At 63.0% G+C, this 17,352-nt stretch carries 16 protein-coding genes; 1 reads left to right on the top strand and 15 read right to left on the bottom strand.

Translation table 11 applies throughout. From position 1 onward, the window contains the following. Positions 1 to 4 precede the first annotated feature (4 nt). The 14 genes from AC3WUT_RS12010 to AC3WUT_RS12075 all read right to left on the bottom strand — a co-directional run bounded on the left by AC3WUT_RS12010 (position 5) and on the right by AC3WUT_RS12075 (position 14,294). On the bottom strand, positions 5 to 718 hold the full coding sequence (locus tag AC3WUT_RS12010; RefSeq protein ID WP_492347297.1) for a transposase: 714 nt from the start codon (positions 716 to 718) through the stop codon (positions 5 to 7). Positions 719 to 737: 19 nt separating this feature from the next. Then, on the bottom strand, positions 738 to 1,640 hold the full coding sequence (locus AC3WUT_RS12015; protein WP_492347298.1) for a class I SAM-dependent methyltransferase: 903 nt from the start codon (positions 1,638 to 1,640) through the stop codon (positions 738 to 740). Next, positions 1,637 to 2,209 (bottom strand): DUF1415 domain-containing protein, encoded by a 573-nt coding sequence (locus tag AC3WUT_RS12020; RefSeq protein ID WP_492347299.1) that lies wholly within the window; start codon positions 2,207 to 2,209, stop codon positions 1,637 to 1,639. The genes AC3WUT_RS12015 and AC3WUT_RS12020 overlap by 4 nt, the downstream gene beginning before the upstream one ends. After that, complete coding sequence (locus AC3WUT_RS12025) at positions 2,206 to 2,853, bottom strand: hypothetical protein (RefSeq protein ID WP_492347300.1); 648 nt, start codon at positions 2,851 to 2,853, stop codon at positions 2,206 to 2,208. Before AC3WUT_RS12025 ends, AC3WUT_RS12020 begins: the two co-directional genes overlap by 4 nt. Before the next feature lie 70 nt (positions 2,854 to 2,923). Beyond that, positions 2,924 to 4,120 (bottom strand): MFS transporter, encoded by a 1,197-nt coding sequence (locus tag AC3WUT_RS12030; RefSeq protein WP_492347301.1) that lies wholly within the window; start codon positions 4,118 to 4,120, stop codon positions 2,924 to 2,926. Further along, positions 4,117 to 5,316 carry a deoxyguanosinetriphosphate triphosphohydrolase gene (locus AC3WUT_RS12035; RefSeq protein ID WP_492347302.1) on the bottom strand — a complete coding sequence of 400 codons (1,200 nt, stop codon included), beginning with the start codon at positions 5,314 to 5,316 and terminating at the stop codon, positions 4,117 to 4,119. The genes AC3WUT_RS12030 and AC3WUT_RS12035 overlap by 4 nt, the downstream gene beginning before the upstream one ends. A gap of 3 nt (positions 5,317 to 5,319) precedes the next feature. Then, positions 5,320 to 6,438: a 3-dehydroquinate synthase gene (gene aroB / locus AC3WUT_RS12040; RefSeq protein WP_492347303.1), complete on the bottom strand. Its 1,119-nt coding sequence runs from the start codon at positions 6,436 to 6,438 to the stop codon at positions 5,320 to 5,322. A gap of 120 nt (positions 6,439 to 6,558) precedes the next feature. Beyond that, positions 6,559 to 7,098: a shikimate kinase gene (locus AC3WUT_RS12045; RefSeq protein WP_492347304.1), complete on the bottom strand. Its 540-nt coding sequence runs from the start codon at positions 7,096 to 7,098 to the stop codon at positions 6,559 to 6,561. A gap of 114 nt (positions 7,099 to 7,212) precedes the next feature. Next, a complete protein-coding gene (locus tag AC3WUT_RS12050) occupies positions 7,213 to 9,228 on the bottom strand; it encodes an Ig-like domain-containing protein (protein ID WP_492347305.1) in 2,016 nt (671 codons plus the stop codon). 21 nt (positions 9,229 to 9,249) lie between these two features. Next, on the bottom strand, positions 9,250 to 11,409 hold the full coding sequence (locus AC3WUT_RS12055) for a type IV pilus secretin PilQ (protein ID WP_492347306.1): 2,160 nt from the start codon (positions 11,407 to 11,409) through the stop codon (positions 9,250 to 9,252). Continuing rightward, entirely contained in the window at positions 11,406 to 11,951 is a 546-nt protein-coding gene (locus AC3WUT_RS12060) for a pilus assembly protein PilP (protein ID WP_492347307.1), read from the bottom strand. The genes AC3WUT_RS12055 and AC3WUT_RS12060 overlap by 4 nt, the downstream gene beginning before the upstream one ends. Then, positions 11,948 to 12,610: a type IV pilus inner membrane component PilO gene (locus tag AC3WUT_RS12065; RefSeq protein WP_492347308.1), complete on the bottom strand. Its 663-nt coding sequence runs from the start codon at positions 12,608 to 12,610 to the stop codon at positions 11,948 to 11,950. The genes AC3WUT_RS12060 and AC3WUT_RS12065 overlap by 4 nt, the downstream gene beginning before the upstream one ends. Positions 12,611 to 12,618: 8 nt before the next feature. Beyond that, positions 12,619 to 13,218, bottom strand: a complete 600-nt coding sequence (locus AC3WUT_RS12070; protein WP_492347309.1) for a PilN domain-containing protein — start codon at positions 13,216 to 13,218, stop codon at positions 12,619 to 12,621. Next, the gene (locus AC3WUT_RS12075) at positions 13,215 to 14,294 is read right to left on the bottom strand and encodes a pilus assembly protein PilM (protein WP_492347310.1); all 1,080 of its coding nucleotides are present in this window, start codon (positions 14,292 to 14,294) and stop codon (positions 13,215 to 13,217) included. The genes AC3WUT_RS12070 and AC3WUT_RS12075 overlap by 4 nt, the downstream gene beginning before the upstream one ends. 241 nt (positions 14,295 to 14,535) lie before the next feature. On the opposite strand from AC3WUT_RS12075, the gene AC3WUT_RS12080 reads away from it, so the two are divergent. Continuing rightward, a complete protein-coding gene (locus AC3WUT_RS12080; protein ID WP_492347311.1) occupies positions 14,536 to 16,944 on the top strand; it encodes a penicillin-binding protein 1A in 2,409 nt (802 codons plus the stop codon). Positions 16,945 to 17,007: 63 nt separating this feature from the next. On the opposite strand, the gene cyaY is transcribed toward AC3WUT_RS12080, so the two are convergent. Beyond that, entirely contained in the window at positions 17,008 to 17,340 is a 333-nt protein-coding gene (gene cyaY / locus AC3WUT_RS12085; RefSeq protein ID WP_492347312.1) for an iron donor protein CyaY, read from the bottom strand. Positions 17,341 to 17,352: the final 12 nt, after the last annotated feature.

Raw genomic sequence — 17,352 nt, forward strand, 5'->3', positions numbered from 1 at the left:
CAGATCAAATGGCCTCGTTGGGCACCGCTTTGCGTGAGCCGGGTGGGCGCCCTGCAGGCACCCGCGTGAGGCGCCTTTCCATCTGGGCTTGCAGCTTCTGCACAAAGGCCGCATCGCCCAGCACCCAACCATGCTGGGTGGCCTGCCCCAAGGCCTGCAGATCGGCCGCAGACACCCCCTCGGCGACCTTGGCGGCGTAGGCCGCTTCTCGCGCGAAGGGCGTGTTGCCCAATTGCCAGTAAACCGGGTGGGCCACCAGGCGGCGATCGGACTGCCGCCCAATGTGGTGCGGGTGGCTGGACCATTCGTAGGCCTGGGGCTCGGCCACCAGCCCTTCGCGCACCGGCATGGTGTCCATGCCCACCATGCAGGGGATCAGGTAGCGCTCGGGCTGCAGCACGGTGGACCGGTAGCGCCCCTCCCAAAGGGTGCCGCTGCGGCCGTGGCGCAGGTTGAACTGGCGGGTGTATTTGCGCCCCACCGCCTGCATGAAGCGCGACAGGCTGTCGGCCGTGGTCGGGGTGAGCAGCAACTGAACGCTCTGCGGCAACAGCACCCAGGCATGCAAAGCCACCCCACACTCGGCGGCATAGGCGCTGAGGGCCTCCAGCCACTCCCGCCGATCCACATCGTCGACAAACACCGCCTGTCCGTTGTTGCCGCGCAGCAGCACGTGGTGGGGCAGGCCCGGGATGGACAGGCGAGGCAGACGGGCCATGGAGGGACGCTTGCGACCCTCAGGCCGGCAAGGGGTAGCGGCTGTCTTGCAAGGACTGCAGGCCGAACTCGGCCAGCAAGGCCTGCAGGCGCTCGGCGGCGCTGCGCTTCTTCTGGCCGGTGTAGCGGGCCAGGATCAGCTCGTTCTTCATGCTGTGCTCCCAGCCCACCAGTTCGGTGACCGTGACTTGGTAGCCACAGGCTTCCAGGTACAGGCAGCGCAACACATTGGTGATCTGGCTGCCCATTTCTCGGGTGTGCAGGGGATGGCGCCACAGTTCAGCCAGCGGGGTGCGCGACAGCGTCAAGGCCTTGCTCTCGCGCAGGCAGCTGGCCACCTCGGCCTGGCAACAGGGCACCAGGACCATGAAACGGGCCTTCTTTTGCAAGCCGAAGGCAATGGCGTCGTCGGTGGCCGTGTCGCAGGCATGCAGGGCCGTGACCACATCGATCTGCTCAGGCAGGCGCTGGTCGGTGGTGGCCTCGGCCACCGTGGTATTGACGAAAGCCATGCGATCAAAACCCAGGCGCTGCGCCAGGGCCTGCGAACGCTGCACCAACTCGGCACGGGTTTCCACACCATAGATGTGCCCTCGCCCCAGCGCCTTGAAGTACAGGTCGTAGATGATGAAGCCCAGGTAGGACTTTCCGGCACCGTGGTCGGCCAGCGAAGGGCCCTGCTCGGATGGCGGCAACTCCTGGAGCAGCTTCTCGATGAATTGGAACAGGTGGTAGACCTGCTTGAGCTTGCGGCGCGAATCCTGGTTGAGGCGCCCCTCGCGGGTGAGGATGTGCAGCTCCTTGAGCAGCTCGATTGACTGCCCTGGCTTGAGTTCGGCCGCCAACGCGGCATCGGCGTCCACCGCTTGTTTGCCGCCCTTTTTCGGGCGGGAGGTGTGAGCGCTTGCGGTTTTCTGGGTCATGGGGTGTTCGGGCTCGCGCCCACATTCAGGGCGGCCCAGCCGTCATGGCCGAGTTTTTCCAGGGTTTCAATGTTGCGTTCGTAAATCATCTCTGCCTCGGGGAAAACAGCCACCGCCCGATCAATGCTGGATTCACGCAGCAGGTGCAGCGTGGGGTAAGGGCCGCGATTGGTGCAGTTGCTGATGTCATCGACCTGGGTGCCCGCAAACTGGAATTGTGGATGGAAGCTGGCCACCTGCAAGATGCCATCCAGTTCCAGTGACGCCAGCACGTCGTCGGCCTGGGCGCAGAAATCATTGAAATCCAAAAAATCGGCCAGTGCATCGGGCATGACCAGCAAGGTGGTGTCGCGCTGCTCGGGATCAGACTCGGCCAAAGCCTGCAACTCCGTGGCCAACGTGGCCAGCAAGGCCTCCACATCGGCATTGAAGTCGACCACGTAGTGCACCTGGTTTTTCACGTGCACCGACTTGGCAAAAGGGCACAGGTTCAGGCCGATGACGGCCTGCTCCAGCCAGCGCCGGGTGTCCGCCACCACCTGGTCATGGCGGGTTTCAAGGGAATTCATAAAAAGGCTCCAGCCTGGCCGACGATGAGGCGGGCCAGTTCGTCCAGGAGGACACTGTTGATGCGCTGCACCGGGTGGCGCACCTGCGCCACCTCGAAGCCGCGCAGGTTGGCGGCGCGGAAATGGATCTCGCCCGCCTCGTGATCGGCCGTGGCGCGCACGCTGCCAAAGGCCTGGGTCTGGTAGTCAAAACGAAGCGCCAACAGGCTGCTCTTCTCGGGATGGCGCACCTCATGACGCTCGTGCCGCACCTGCCCCACCGACAGTCGACTCGTGACGCGCTCCAGATCCGGCGGAAAGTTGACGCTGACCGAGGTGGCCAGGGGCTTGCCCTCGCGCGGGTTGATGACCCAGCCCAGGGCCACGTGGTCATAGACCTCGCGGTTCATCCAGAACTTCTTGCGCGCATCAGAGCGAAAATCCACCAGACACATCTCAGGCCAGGCCTGGCGGTTGTCCAGCGACAGCGTGGGGCCCGGCGGCACGATCACATTGAGTTGCCGCGCCAATTCGTTGAAATAGCGCCAGACGGTCTCGCAGGCCTGCTCGGTCTGCGCAATGCGGCCGGCCAGGTCCTGCTGCTGGGTGCTGCGCTGGCTTTGCAGGGCATGGGCCTGGGATTTGAGCTGATCGAGGAAACTCACCGGTTCACCGTGATGGGGCAGAGCCGCCCATTTTAGGGGGCCCGCCCGCCCGCAGGTGGCAAACCCGAGTTCAGCGCCGTGGCTGCAGACGGCTCAGCCCGTGGGCGAGTGCGATGCCCGCCAAGGAACACAGCCCGGTGATCACCCAGGTCCATTGCCAGCCGCCCACCCGGGCGGCCAACAGCCCCACCAGCGGCGGCGAAAGGAACTGCCCCAGCGAAGAGCATTGCTGCATCCAGCCCACGGTGGTAGAGATCGTGTCTTCATCGGGTGCATGGCGCACCGCTTGCGCAAACAAGGTGCCGGGAATGAGGCCACCCACCATGGAAAAGAACAGCACGGCCCCCATGCGCACCGGCAGCCCCACAGGCCAGACATCCTGAAACGCCAGCCAGGCGCCCAACCCCATCACCGCGTAACCACCGCTGAGCAGACGCGACGGCGCTACGCCCCGGGCCTGCAAGGGCCCTGACGCCAGGTTACCGAGCATGTTGACCGCCGCCAGACCTGCTGTGACCCAGGCCACCGCCGCCAGCGACCACCCGGCCTGCTGCACGATGGAAGGCAGAAAACCGATCACTGCCAGCCATTGGCCCGAATACACCGCGAAAGCCCCCGCCACCAGCCAGGGGCCGGTGCCCGTCCAGGTGCGGCGAAGGCGCGCGGCCAGCGCCGCCCCTTGCAGACCGGCGCCCCCCGCCGGGTCTGGCGGGACCACCGCCGCCACCCACAAGGCCATCGCACCGGTGCAGGCGGCGGCGAGCCACCACCAGGATGCCCAGCCCCAGGCGGGGATCAGCGCCGGCCCCAGCAGCAGGGCCACGCTGGTGGCCAGGGGCATGTAAGTCCCCCACACCCCCAGCATCAGCGGCATGCGTGATGGCAGCACCAGCCGCCGCACCAAGGCAGCAGCCGGCATGGTCGCCATCAGAAAACCCAGACCCTCCAGGGCGCGCAAGGCCAGCAAGGCCTCAAAGCCCGAGCCCGCCGGCCCTCCAGCGCTGGCCAGCGTGAGCAGCCACAGGCCGGTGAGCATGCAGCGCCGCAAACCCCAGCCGTCAGCCAGAACGCCCATCACGGCCCCCAGCAGCATGCCCGCCCCCTGGACGGTGGACAGCAACCAGCCCGCCTGGGCCAGGGAAAGGCTGAGCGATTCACGCAGCGTCGGCAATGCAGGGGCCAACTTGGCGACGTGCAGGGCCGCCGCCACCCCAGCCAAGATGACCACCCCCGCAGGCCCGGGCAAGCGAGGCCAGGGCGCTTTCATGAAAGCAGGCGCTGGCCGGTCAGCCGTTCGTGCTCGCGCAGGGCAAATCGGTCGGTCATGCCGGCAATGAAATCCGCCACGGCCCGCGGCACATCAGGGCGGCGGGCAAAGCGTTCGCGCATCTCAGCCGGGCGGGCCAGGTAGAGATCGAAAAGTTCATGGACCACCTGGCGGGCGCGGCCCGTGGTCTCCATCACATTGGGATGGCGGTACAGGTTCTTGAACAGAAACTGTTTGAGCTGGGTGGATTCGGCCCGCATGCCGGGCGTGAAGCCCAACAAGGGTGGGAGGTGCCGGACCTCGTCAACACTGCTTGGTCCGCTTTGGGCCAAGGCCGCGCGGGTGGCGTCAATCACGTCATACACCTGCTGGCTCAACATGCGTCGGATCGACTCATAGAGCAGGCGCCGGCCCGCCCCCGGTTCAGCCAGGGCCGGAAACTCGTCCAACGTTTGCAGCCGAAAGCGCTCAAACAAGGGCACCGCCTGCAATTGATCCAGCGTGATCAGGCCCGAGCGCACGCCGTCGTCGATGTCGTGGGCGTTGTAAGCGATTTCATCGGCGAGATTGCACAACTGCGCCTCCAGACTGGGCTGGGTTCGCTCCAGAAAGCGCCGCCCCACCCCACCGGGTTCGCGTTGTTCGAGCTTGCGCGCATGGGCGGCAGAACAATGCTTGAGAATGCCCTCACGGGTTTCAAAGCTCAGGTTCAGGCCGTTGTAGCGTGGGTACCGCTCCTCCAGCTCATCCACCACGCGCAGGCTCTGCAGGTTGTGCTCAAAGCCTGCATCGGCGTCCGGCTGCCCGTGGGCGCGCACACACTCGTCCAGCGCATCCTGGCCGGCGTGGCCAAAGGGGGTGTGCCCCAGGTCATGGGCCAGGGCAATGGCCTCCACCAGGTCTTCGTTCAGGCCCAGCGAACGCGCCACCGAGCGGCCCAACTGTGCCACCTCCAGCGAGTGCGTCATGCGGGTGCGAAACAGGTCGCCTTCATGATTCAGAAACACCTGGGTCTTGTAGACCAGGCGGCGAAACGCCGTGGAGTGGACGATGCGGTCGCGGTCGCGCTGAAACTCGGAGCGCGTGGGGGCCGGCACCTCGGGGTACAGGCGCCCCCGGCTCTGGCTGGGGTGGCAGGCAAACGGTGCCAGGGCCTGCTCCCCAGGCGCTGGCAGGCTCAGGGGCAGCGCCGACATGGCTCAGGCCACCACGCAACTGGCGTCAATCACCTCACGCACCAGCGTGTCGGGCGCGCCGCGCACCGTGGCCCGCCCAGGGCCGTCGATCAGCACGAACTTGATCTCGCCGGCTTCGGCCTTCTTGTCGACGCGCATCAGGGACAGGTAACGGCCGGCGTTGTCGGCGGCATCGAGCACCGGGGCCACCACCGGCAGACCGGCCGCGGCAATCAGGGCGGTCAGGCGGGCCACCCAGGCCTCATCCACCAGGCCCAGGCGCTGCGACAGCCGCGCAGCCATGACCATGCCGCAGCCCACGGCCTCGCCATGCAGCCATTCACCATAGCCCAGACCGGCCTCGATGGCATGGCCAAAGGTGTGACCGAAGTTGAGGATGGCGCGCAGGCCCGACTCGCGCTCGTCGACGCCCACGACATGGGCCTTGATCTCACAGCTGCGACGCACGGCATGGGCCAGCAAATCGACCTCGCGGCGGCGCAGGCCTGGCATGTGGGTTTCGATCCAGTCCAGGAACGCGGTGTCGGCAATCGGGCCGTATTTGATGATCTCAGCCAGACCGGCGCTGAGCTCCCGCTCGGGCAGGGTGGCCAGGGTGCCAAGGTCGCAAATCACCCGCTGCGGCTGGTAGAACGCCCCGATCATGTTCTTGCCCTGCGGGTGGTTGATGGCGGTCTTGCCACCCACCGATGAATCGACCTGCGCAAGCAAGGTGGTCGGCACCTGAACAAAGGGCACACCGCGCATGTAGGCGGCAGCAGCAAAGCCGGTCATGTCGCCCACCACGCCGCCGCCCAAGGCATAGACCACGGTTTTGCGGTCACAGCCGTGGCCCAGCAGGGCGTCGAAGATCAGGTTCAGGGTTTCCCAGGTCTTGAAGGCCTCGCCATCGGGCAACACCACCTCGTGCAGATGGGCATGGCGCCCCGCCAGGGCCTGCTTCAAGGGGGCCAGGTACAGCGGTGCCACGGTGGTGTTGGTGACAATCAGTGCCGCGCTGCTGGCCGGCAAGCCTTCATAGGCAGCGGACTGGCCCAGCAAGCCGGAGCCGATCAGGATGTCGTAGCTGCGATCGCCCAGTTCAATCGAAATGCGGGCGGCAGGTGCGGGCTGAGACGTCATCGGAATCCATCCAGAAATAATCGGTGAGAAAGCAACAATCAAGCGTTGGGGAAGGCGCGTCCAGCCTGCAAGCTGCAGCTTCAGCGCCCGCGCAGGCGCTGGGTCCAGCGCCGCCGACCCTCAGAGTTTAGGCGCTGAGGCCGAAACCCCGGGGGTCGCGAGGTCGAGCTGCATCGAAATCATGTTGACCAGGGCCGCCACGCTGGGTCGGCCGGTCTCGACCACAAAGCCGGCGGCTTCGCGGTAAAGCGGGTCGCGCTCGGCATACAACTCCTTGAGCTTGCGCAAGGGATCAGCCACCTGCAGCAGCGGCCGGGTGGTGTCGTGGCGCAGGCGGCGGTAGATGTCTTCCGGGCTGGCCCGCAGGTAGATCACACAAGGGGCGGCGCGCAGCAACTCGCGATTGGCCGGGCGCAGCACGATGCCGCCACCGGTGGACACCACGCCATGTTCATGCGCAATGCATTCAGCCAGCGCCTGCTGCTCGCGCTCACGAAAGGCCGCCTCGCCCTGGGCTTCAAAGTATTCGCGGATCGAACAACCCAGCCGAGCCTCCAGCAAATGATCCGTGTCGAAAAAGGACACCCCCAGCCGCCGCGCCAGTTGGCGCCCGACAGTTGATTTGCCGGAGCCCGGCATGCCGATCAGGACACAAAGCATGAGTTTCGAAGTTGGCCATGGCCCGCATCAGCGCAAGCCGCAAAAATGAAAACGCCTGGCAACCGAGGTTGCCAGGCGGTTGGATGCGCTGAGTTTAGTGGCTTGCGGTGTTCGTCAGAACTTGTAGGTCCCGGTTGTGACCGACCCAGCGGGCGTGGTCACCGTGAACGACAAGGTGCAAGAGGTGGCGGAATCAGAAAAAGTTACCGCCACGGTGACCGGGTAAATCGAATCAGGAGTCTTGCTTCTAGACAGGGTGACTTTCGGTGTCGTGGTCACCGTCGAAGGGCAGGACATGGTGCCGGATAGGGTGCTATTGCTGGGCATGGCATTGCCCAGGTCGTCTGCAACCTGGATCGTGATACCCGATGTGGAGGCATTGGACGACGTCAGGGTTGCATAAGAATCGGACCAGTTCATGGTCACCCCAAGGCGGACCCGGATGGAACTGGTCCAGGCGTTGTCGCAGGTGTTGGGAATCATGTACGGAATGACGGTGGAATTGGTCACGGCACAGGCCACCGTACCAATGGTGCCTCCTGCAATGGGTTGATCTGTCGCAGCGCTGTAGGCCGAGGCCTTGGCGTCTTTGGGCAGGTAGGCCTGACCTTCGTCATAGAACAGCTCCCCGCTGTCGTATTGGTTGTTGCCATTGGCGTCCACAAAATCTTCTTCACCATCCAGATAGGCCAACACGGTGAACCACCCATTGCTCGGGCGCGCAGCAGCCGATGTCCAGACCGCAGTGCATTGAGAAGCACTGTTGACGATTGCCACCGTGCAGGTACCCGAGATTTGTCCATGCGAAGCAATCAAGTTCACAACCGTACCCGCCGGGATAGGGTTGCCCATGCGATCAGACAACAGCACCGTGAGGGTGGCCTGAACACCCTGGATGATCGACGTCCCCCCCGGCGATGCCTCGACGCTGAGAGGAGACGCAGCAATGGAGGAACGCAGCTGGGTTGGCCGACCATTGGTCACAGCCAGCCCCACCGATGTGGCCGTGAGGCTGCTGTTGGAGGCAGCGGTCGCCGTGACCAACACAGGCGTCGGCAAAGTGCCAGAGGCGACGTTGATGGAAACCAGGCCATTCTGATCCGTGACCAAGGTCTGCACGCCGGTGCTGCTCGTCCCATTGACGACAAAGGCCACGCCAGCACTGATCGATTGAGCGTTCAGGCTCAAATTGACCGATTGCCCTGACACGCCAACACCCTGGCCGTTCGCCAGCTTGAAGACCACGGTCGACAATTTGGTGCCCGTGCTCGCATTGCTGACCACGATCGATGTGGGTGTTGCCGACACGAACGACAGCGAAGCCGCCACGCTGGCAGAGGTGACTTGATAGGACACCGCAGACGAGGAGTAGGAGGTGCCGTTCACAGATGCAGCGGCCTGAACACTACCCGCCCCGGTGAGGGTCAGCGGCACGATCTGCACGGTCGCCACGCCATTGGCATCGGTCAGCGCGCTGGACGGCGAGATCGTGGCAAGCGTGTTGTCCGTGGTAAACGTGACCACCAGATTGGTGATGGGCGCACTGGTTGCATCCAGCACCGTTACCTTGGCCTTGTAGCTGGAACCGGTCAAGAACGTGCGCGGCGTGGACAGCGCCACACCGGAAGAGTCCGTCAACGCCAGAGACAGCGTCGGCGTCCCCGTCGCCGCCGAAGGCGTGACCTGGTAGGAGGCGGCCGTACCGGTGATCGTGGTCGCTGTGGTGGCACCTGACGCGGTGTAGGACATCGAGGCCCCGACCGACCCTGCCCCAGCAACAGACAGGGGCGTCATCTTCACACTGGCCACACCAGTCGAATCGGTCAGCGCGGTGGCCGCAGCCAGGGTCACCAGGGTGCTGTCAGTGGTGAAGGTGATCACCTGATTGGCAATCGGGTTGCCCGAAGCGTCGAGTGCCTTGGCCTGAGCCAGGTAGAACAGCCCGGCCTTGAGTGTGTGCGGTGTGGCCAGTGCGGCCCCCGACGAATCGGTGAGCGTGACCACCAGGGTCGCCGTGGTCGTCGAACCCGAGGATCCGCTGCTGGCTGTGCCCGAGCTGCCACCGCCACCACCGCATGCCGCCAGCAAGGAGGCCATCAGCAGCACAAAAAGAAATTTCAAATATTTCACAAACATACCTCCATCCCCGAATCAACGGTTGGTCGCACGATCCGACACCATCTTCGGGGTGATGAACACCAGCATTTCCTGCTTGTTGACCGACTTGGTCTTGGTCTTGAAAAGATTGCCCATCACCGGGATGTCCCCGAGGACGGGCACCTTGGCCTCACTGTCTGACTCCGTCAGTTCAAAAATCCCACCAATGACCACGGTGCCGCCATTCTCGACCAGCACCTGGGTCTTGATGTGCTTGGTGTTGATGGCAATACCCTGAGCCGTCGTTTCGCCCTTGCTGTCCTTGTTGATGTCCAGCTCGAGAATGATGTTGCCTTCGGGCGTGATCTGAGGGGTCACTTCGAGCTTCAGGTTGGCCTTGCGGAAGGCCACCGAAGTGGCACCGCTGGACGTGGCCTGTTGATAGGGGAATTCCGTACCTTGCTCGATCAGCGCCTTGGTCTGGTCCGCCGTGATGACGCGCGGGCTGGACACCACCTTGCCCTTGCCGTCCGCCTCCAGGGCCGAGATTTCCAGGTTCAGGAAGCGGTTGGCGGCCGAGTTGAAGATCGACAAGGCAAACGAAGAGGCCGTGTACCCGCCCTGCCCGGTGGCCGGCAAGTTCACAAAACTGGTGTTGGTCGTGGTCATGACGTTTGAACTTTCCGTGGTGGTGGACGACACCGCGTCATAGGACCCCCCGACGGCCACCCGATTGCCGTTGCCGATCGAATACCCCGCATCGCCACCGCGCACGCCGCGCAAGTCACTGCCGCCCAGGCGCACGCCCAGGGAGCGACCGAAGGTATCCGACGCCTCGACGATGCGTGCCTCAATCAGGACCTGCCGCACCGGGATGTCGAGCTTGGTCAGCAACTCCTGCACCTCATTGAGCTTCTTGGCGGTGTCGGTCACAAACAGTTGGTTGGTACGAGGCTCGGCAATCACACTGCCGCGCTCGGACAGGAAACGAGTCACCCCCCCCACAGCGCCGCTTCCTACCCCCACCCCGACAGCCGCACCTCGCAATTGCAAGACCATGTCGGTGGCTCGGGCGTAGTTGAGCTGGAACGACTGTGTGCGAAGCGGCTCCAGCCGTTCGATGGCCTGCAAGGCCTCCAGGTCTTTCTTGGTGCGGGCATCCAGCTCATCGCGCGGGGCGATCCACAGCACGTTGCCAGCCTTGCGCATGCCCAGTCCCTTGGAGTCCATGATGATCTGCAAGGCTTGGTCCCAGGGCACATCCTTGAGACGCAGGGTGAGGTTGCCCGAGACGGTGTCGGAAGTGACGATGTTGAAGTTGGTGAAGTCCGCAATCACCTGCAGCAGCGACCGGACATCGATGCTCTGGAAGTTCAGAGACAGCTTCTCGCCCGAATAGGTCGGCCCCTGCAGCAGCTTGCTGGTGTCGACCTTCTTGAGACGCACCTCGACCACGAACTGATCGTCGCTCTGATAGGCCGAATGCTCCCAGTCACCCTTGGGCTCGATCAGCACTCGCACACGGTCACCCACCTGGGTGGAGGTGATCAACTGGACTGGCGTACCGAAGTCTGACACGTCAATGCGCCGACGCAGGCCTTCCGGCAGCGAGGACTTCTGGAACTCGACCACCAGGCTCTGGCCTTGCACCTTGAGGTCCACACCCGTCTGGTTGTTCGGCAGACTGACGACCACGCGACCGGCGCTGTCGTTGCCACGGCGGAAGTCAATGTCCTTGAGTGGCAACACATCGTCGTTGTGCGACTCGGCAAAGGACGACGAGACCGTGGTGCCGGTGTTGGCACTGGCCACCACCGGCTCGAAGGTCACCAAAACCGACTTGCCCACCACCTGGGTGCTGTAGGCCTGGTAGCGCTTCAGATTCAGGACCATGCGGGTGCGATCAGAGGCCTGGATCACATTGACGGACTTGACGTTGCCCTGCGTGAACTCGACCACGTTTTTCTGCAATGCACTCCCGACCACGGGCAGGTCGAGTGCGACGCGGGCCGGCGACTGGATGCCAAACCCGTTCAGCCGGAAATTCACGGCTTCAGAGAAATCGAAGCGGACCACTTCGGCACCAGAATGGGACGAGACCGAGATGGCTTTCAGTGTCTGCGTCTCCTGGGCCCTCAGACCGCTGACCGAAACCATCAGGCCCAGCGAGAAAATCAGCCGCAGCGCCAACTTTATAAAGTGATTCATTTTCATTTTCCCCGCTCCTGCAATTGCAGAGAGGCCGGTCGCTCGATCCAATCACCCGAGGAGTCCTGGACCACCTCGCGCAATTGGACTTCGGTCTCGGTGATTTTCATGATTCGGCCAAAATTCTGCCCCAGATAATTGCCGACCTTGACCTGGTACAAGAGGTTGTCGATGCGCAGCAGCGCCACGGGAACACCCCCTTTTTGCATGCTGCCCACCATGGCCATCGAATCCAGCGGCATCATTTCCAGCGCCTCTTTGCGCCTGGCCATTTCCGGCGCAATGATGGCCATATTGCCCGGCGAAGCGGACTCACGCTTCAACGCCTGGGTGAGTTTCTGGACATTGAAGGGGTCCATGGCATCTGCCCCCTGGTATTCCTGGGGAATGAACTTCTTCGGCTCGGAAATCGGCACCACCCTGGGCCGACTCTGGGCCCTTTGCTCAGCCATCCAGGTGCTGATCTCAGACTCGTTGGAGCTGCACGCCGCCAAGGTCGCCGTGGCCACCACAAGCAAAGGCCAGAGGGATTGCAGTGACCTGTTCATTTGCCCCCCTTGGCTTGGCGCTGGCTCGCCACTTCATCGGGATCAAGGTATCGGAAGGTCCGGGCCGTGGCATCCATCACCAGCGCCCCATCCTTGCCCGGGCTCAGTGTCAGATTGTTCAGGGTCACGATGCGGGACAGATGGGCCACATCGGAAGCGAAAAACCCGATGTCGTGGTATTTGCCGGTGACACGGATCGAGATCGGCAACTCGGCGTAATACTCTTTCACCGCCATCTGACCGGGGCGAAACAGTTCGAACTGCAGACTGCGCCCCAAACCAGCCTGATTGATGTCCGACAGCAAGGCCGACATTTCCGCCTTGCCTGGCAATTGCTTTTCCAATTGATTCACATATTGCAGAACCTGCTCGCGCTGCTTTTTCAGTGCGTCCAAATTCACCGCCTTGGTCAGCTTGGCACTGAAATCCGTCTTGAGCTTCTCTTCGGTCAGCACTTCCTGTTCCAGCTCAGCCTGGAAATCGGTGAGCCAGGCGAACCAGGCCACGATGACCACCGCAGCAGCGGCGCACACAAAGGTCAGATAGCGCGGAAACGCCGGCCAGGCCGAGGGGTCTTTGGGATCGAGATCGGAAAACTGGGATTTGGCCTGCTCGAACAGAGCCGGCAAGTCAATTGAGAATTTGGTGTTGATCGCCATCGTGAGACTCACTTCTTCGCAGCTGCTTCAGCAGCCTTCTCGACTTCCGAGGCGCGCAGCAATTGGAATCTCATGCCGAAATTGGCCACCCGACGTTGATCCCGAGCGCTCAGGTTCACGGTACCAGCCTGAATTTCAAGCAATTCAGGGCGGGCAAACCATGGCGAGCCCGAAGAAAAATTCTTCAGCACTTCAGACACGCGCTGATTGGACTGGGCCACCCCTTGAATCAGAATGGTCTGCCCCTCTTGCCGCATGCTGGTCACATACACCCCGTCAGGCAATTGTTTGACCAACTCATTCATGAGGTAGGTCTGCGCATTGCGATCGGACTGCAGGTCTTCCACCGCTTTCTGACGCGCCTTCAGTGCAGCAATCTCGGCCTCGATGTTCGAGATCTCCTTGATCTGCACTTCAAGGGACTTGATCTCGGCCTTCAGGGTCTCGTTGCGCTCGCGCTGGTCGGTCAGGCTGGACTGGTACACCAGGTACACCAAAGCCACAACCAGGGCCCCGAGCATCATGGACCCCACCACGGCCACTTTGAAGGCCTCTTTGCGCTTGAGGCGAGCCTCTTCGCGATGGGGTAGCAGGTTGATCAGGATCATGTCAGGAACCTCCGCATGGCCAAGCCACACGCGGTGAGGTAGGCGGGCGCCTCACGAGCCATCTTTTTCATCCGCACCGAGTCCTGAACCTGCATGCCTTCGAAAGGATTCACCACACTGCAGGCAAACGAGGTCTGTTGCGTGACCGCCTCAGCCAGGCCCGGCAGGGCCGCGGAACCGCCGGCCAGCATGATGTGATCCACGCGGTTGAACGGTGTGCTGGTGAAGAAGAACTGAAGCGCCCGACCGATTTCCTGTGCCACGCTCTCGACAAATGGCCGCAGCACCGAAGAGGCGTAATCGTCAGGCAACTCACCAGAGCGCTTCTTCGATTCCGCCTCCTCAGGGGAAAAGCCATATTGGCGCACGATCAACTGAGTCAACTGGGCACCGCCAAAAGCCTGATCACGCTCGTAGAGAACCTCGCCATCCTTGAGCACCTGCAGGCTGGTGGTCATCGAGCCCACCTCGAACAGGGCCACCATGAGCCCGGCGCCCTGCCCGGGCAACTGCTCGATCAAGCGCCCTGCAGCAAGGCGGGAGGCAAAAGACTCGACATCCAGCACCATCGGCTTGAGTCCAGCGGCCTCGGCCAAACCCTGGCGATCCTGCACCTTTTCCTTGCGCGAAGCCGCAATCAAGACGTCCACGTCGCCCTGCGAGCTGAGGCTGGGGCCGATGACACAGAAATCGAGGCTGACCTCCTCAAGCGAGAAGGGGATGTATTGATTGGCTTCGGATTCGACCTGGACTTCCAGCTCCTGATCCGAAAGGCCGCCTGGAAGAACAATGCGCTTGGTGATGACGGCCGAAGCGGGCAGCGCCATGGCCACATTCTTGGTGCGACTGCCGCAACGCTTGACCAGGCGTTTGACGGCATCAGCCACTTCATCGAACTTCTCGATGTTGCCGTCGATGATCCAGCCTTTCTCCAGCGGCTCCATCATGCAGCGCTCGAGAACATACCCTCCGGACTTTTCGCGACCCAGCTCGACCAGCTTGACGCTGGACGAACTGATATCAATGCCGAGCAGGGGCGCCACCTGCCGGCCAAACAATGATCCTAAAGAGATCAAGATGGTCCCCCGTAACACGCCCGGACGGACGCTTCTACTTCACACTTTGCTTGAATGCTATCAGCAAGGGTGTTGTCAGACCAAGGAATTCCACCCGGCAGCGTTCACCTCTCGTTGTCAAAAGCAGACGATTTGTGACTATTTTGCAATAAGTTACGGAACTCGCCGAGGTGGCAAGTCAAGGCAAGCCCTCCTGCGGATGCCCAATTTCTATAATTCGCAATTCACTTTGCATTCGACCATGGCACGCTCCACCCCCAAGACCCCTCAGGAGTCCCCTCGCACCAGCTCGCCAGGGAGAACTCACTGGGCGGTGCGGGCGCTGCTGTGGCTGGCCGGGCTGGCCCTGGCCGGTTTGCTGAGCGTGCTGATGCTGGTAGCCGTGGCACTGGCAGTGGCCTACCCCAACCTGCCCGACATCACTGACCTGTCCGACTACCAGCCCAAGCTCCCCTTGCGGGTCTACTCGGCTGACGGCGCGCTGCTCGGAGAGTTTGGCGAGGAACGCCGCAACCTGACGCCTATCAAGGACATCCCCAAGGTCATGAAAGACGCCGTGCTGGCGGTTGAAGACGCCCGTTTCTACCAGCACGGTGGCGTCGACTACATCGGCATGTTCCGAGCCGGACTGGCCAACCTGGGGCGCGTCAAAAGCCAGGGGGCCTCGACCATCACGATGCAGGTGGCGCGCAACGTCTACCTGTCCTCCGAGAAGACCTTCACCCGCAAGATCTACGAGATTCTGCTGACCTTCAAGCTTGAGCACATGCTGAGCAAGGACCAGATCCTCGAGATCTACATGAACCAGATCTTTCTGGGCAACCGTGCCTACGGCTTCTCGGCAGCGGCCGACACCTATTTCGGCAAGCCCCTGAAGGACATTTCAGTGGCCGAGGCCGCCATGCTGGCCGGACTGCCCAAGGCCCCTTCGGCCTACAACCCGATCAGCAACCCCAAGCGGGCCCGCATCCGCCAGCAATACATCATTGATCGCATGGAGGAAAACGGCTTCATCACCAAGGCCCAGGCCGATGAGGCCCGCAACGAGTCCTTGCGCATCAAATTCGGCCCCGACAGCTCACGCATCCATGCCGAATACGTGGCCGAAACGGTGCGCCAGCTGGTGCTCACCCAATACGGATCCGAGGCCTACACCCGGGGCCTGAACGTCTACACCTCGATCAATGCCGCAGACCAGGACACGGCCTACCGCGCGCTGCGCAAGGGCATCATGGACTACGAACGCCGCCAGGTGTACCGAGGCCCCGAGCGTTTCATCAACTTGCCCACCAACCCCAGGGAGCAGGACGAGGCCATCGATGACGCCTTCTCCGACCACCCCGACAACGGCGACGTGATGGCCGCGGTGGTGCTGGAAGCCGGCCCCAAGAAGATCATCGCCGTGCGCCCCAATGGCGACAGCGTCGAGATCACCGGCGACGGCCTGAAACCAGCCCAATCCGGCCTTTCCGACAAGGCGCCGCCCAACATCCGACTGCGTCGCGGCGCGGTGATCCGCGTCGTGAAAACCCCCAAAGACAGCTGGGAGATCACCCAGTTGCCCGAGGTGGAGGGCGCTTTTGTCGCGGTGGACCCCCGCAGCGGAGCCATCAAGGCCCTGGTCGGCGGCTTCGACTTCGACAAGAACAAGTTCAACCACGTGACCCAGGCCTGGCGCCAGCCCGGCTCCAGCTTCAAGCCCTTCATCTACTCGGCCGCACTCGAAAAAGGCTTCGGCCCGGCCACCGTGGTCAACGATGCGCCCCTGTTCTTTGATGCCGGCACCACCGGTGGGCAACCTTGGGAGCCGAAGAATTACGACGGCACCTTCGAAGGCCCCATGACCTTGCGTCGCGGCCTGGCCAAGTCCAAGAACATGATTTCGATCCGGGTGCTGCAATCGATCGGCGCGCGCTACGCCCAGGACTGGATCACCCACTTCGGCTTCGAGGCCGAAAAGCACCCCCCCTACCTGACCATGGCGCTCGGCGCAGGCTCGGTCACACCCATGCAGATGGTGATGGCTTACTCGGTGTTCGCCAATGGCGGCTACCGGCTCAACCCCTGGGTGATCGATCACATCACCGACCAGAAAGGCAAGCTGCTGGTCCAGAGCAAGGCCCCCGCTCTGGACGAAAACCCCCGCGCCATCTCGCCGCGCAATGCCTTCATGATGGACAGCCTGCTGCAGGAAGTGGCCCGCTCAGGCACGGCCGCCAAGGCCCAGGCCGCGCTCAAGCGGCCTGATATTTATGGCAAGACCGGCACCACCAACGACTCCATGGACGCCTGGTTTGCGGGGTTTCAACCCACGCTGGCGGCCGTGACCTGGATTGGCTATGACACCCCGCGCAAGCTGGGTGACCGCGAAACCGGGGGGGGCCTGAGTCTGCCCGTGTGGATCACCTTCATGGAGCGCGCACTCAAGGGCGTGCCGGTGTCCGAGCCCAGTGCCCCGGAGGGCGTGGTCAATGTCGGCGGTGAATGGTATTTTGAGGAATTTGCCCGCGGCAACAGCGTGAGCACCCTGGGACTGGACGACAAGGGCGGCAGCGCCGGGGTGGCCCCCCCTACAGCGGCCACCAGCGGAGCCCATGCGCCCGCCCCCGCAGACGAGCGCTCGCGCATCCTGGATCTTTTCCGGAACTGAGGCCCTCTTCAGCGGTGCTGGAACCGCCCTTTTCCGGGCGTTCCGGGCGGTTCCCGAGCGACGTCAGGGCGCAGCAAACAGCAGGCTCAGGCCCGACTGGACGGTGGCGTCCTGGGTCAGTTGCTCAAAGAATGAGCTCGCGCCCTTGGTGTCGCGCCACTGTCCATCCAGCCAACGGTAGTGATAGCCCCCGCTGCGCGTGGCCAGCCACACCTCGTGCAAGGGCTTTTGCAGGTTGATCACGATCTGGCTCCGGTTGGGGAAGGCCAGGGTGATCATGCCGCCGCTGCGCTGGGCGTCGATATCGGCATCGGTGTCGTCATTGAGGGCGTCACAGCGCAGTTCCACCGCCTTGAGCAGGGTTTCGGCACGGTCCATGAATTCAAGGTCGGTCATTACAATTCGCTG

The organism is Curvibacter sp. EU05-FHT14A10 (assembly GCF_058791075.1).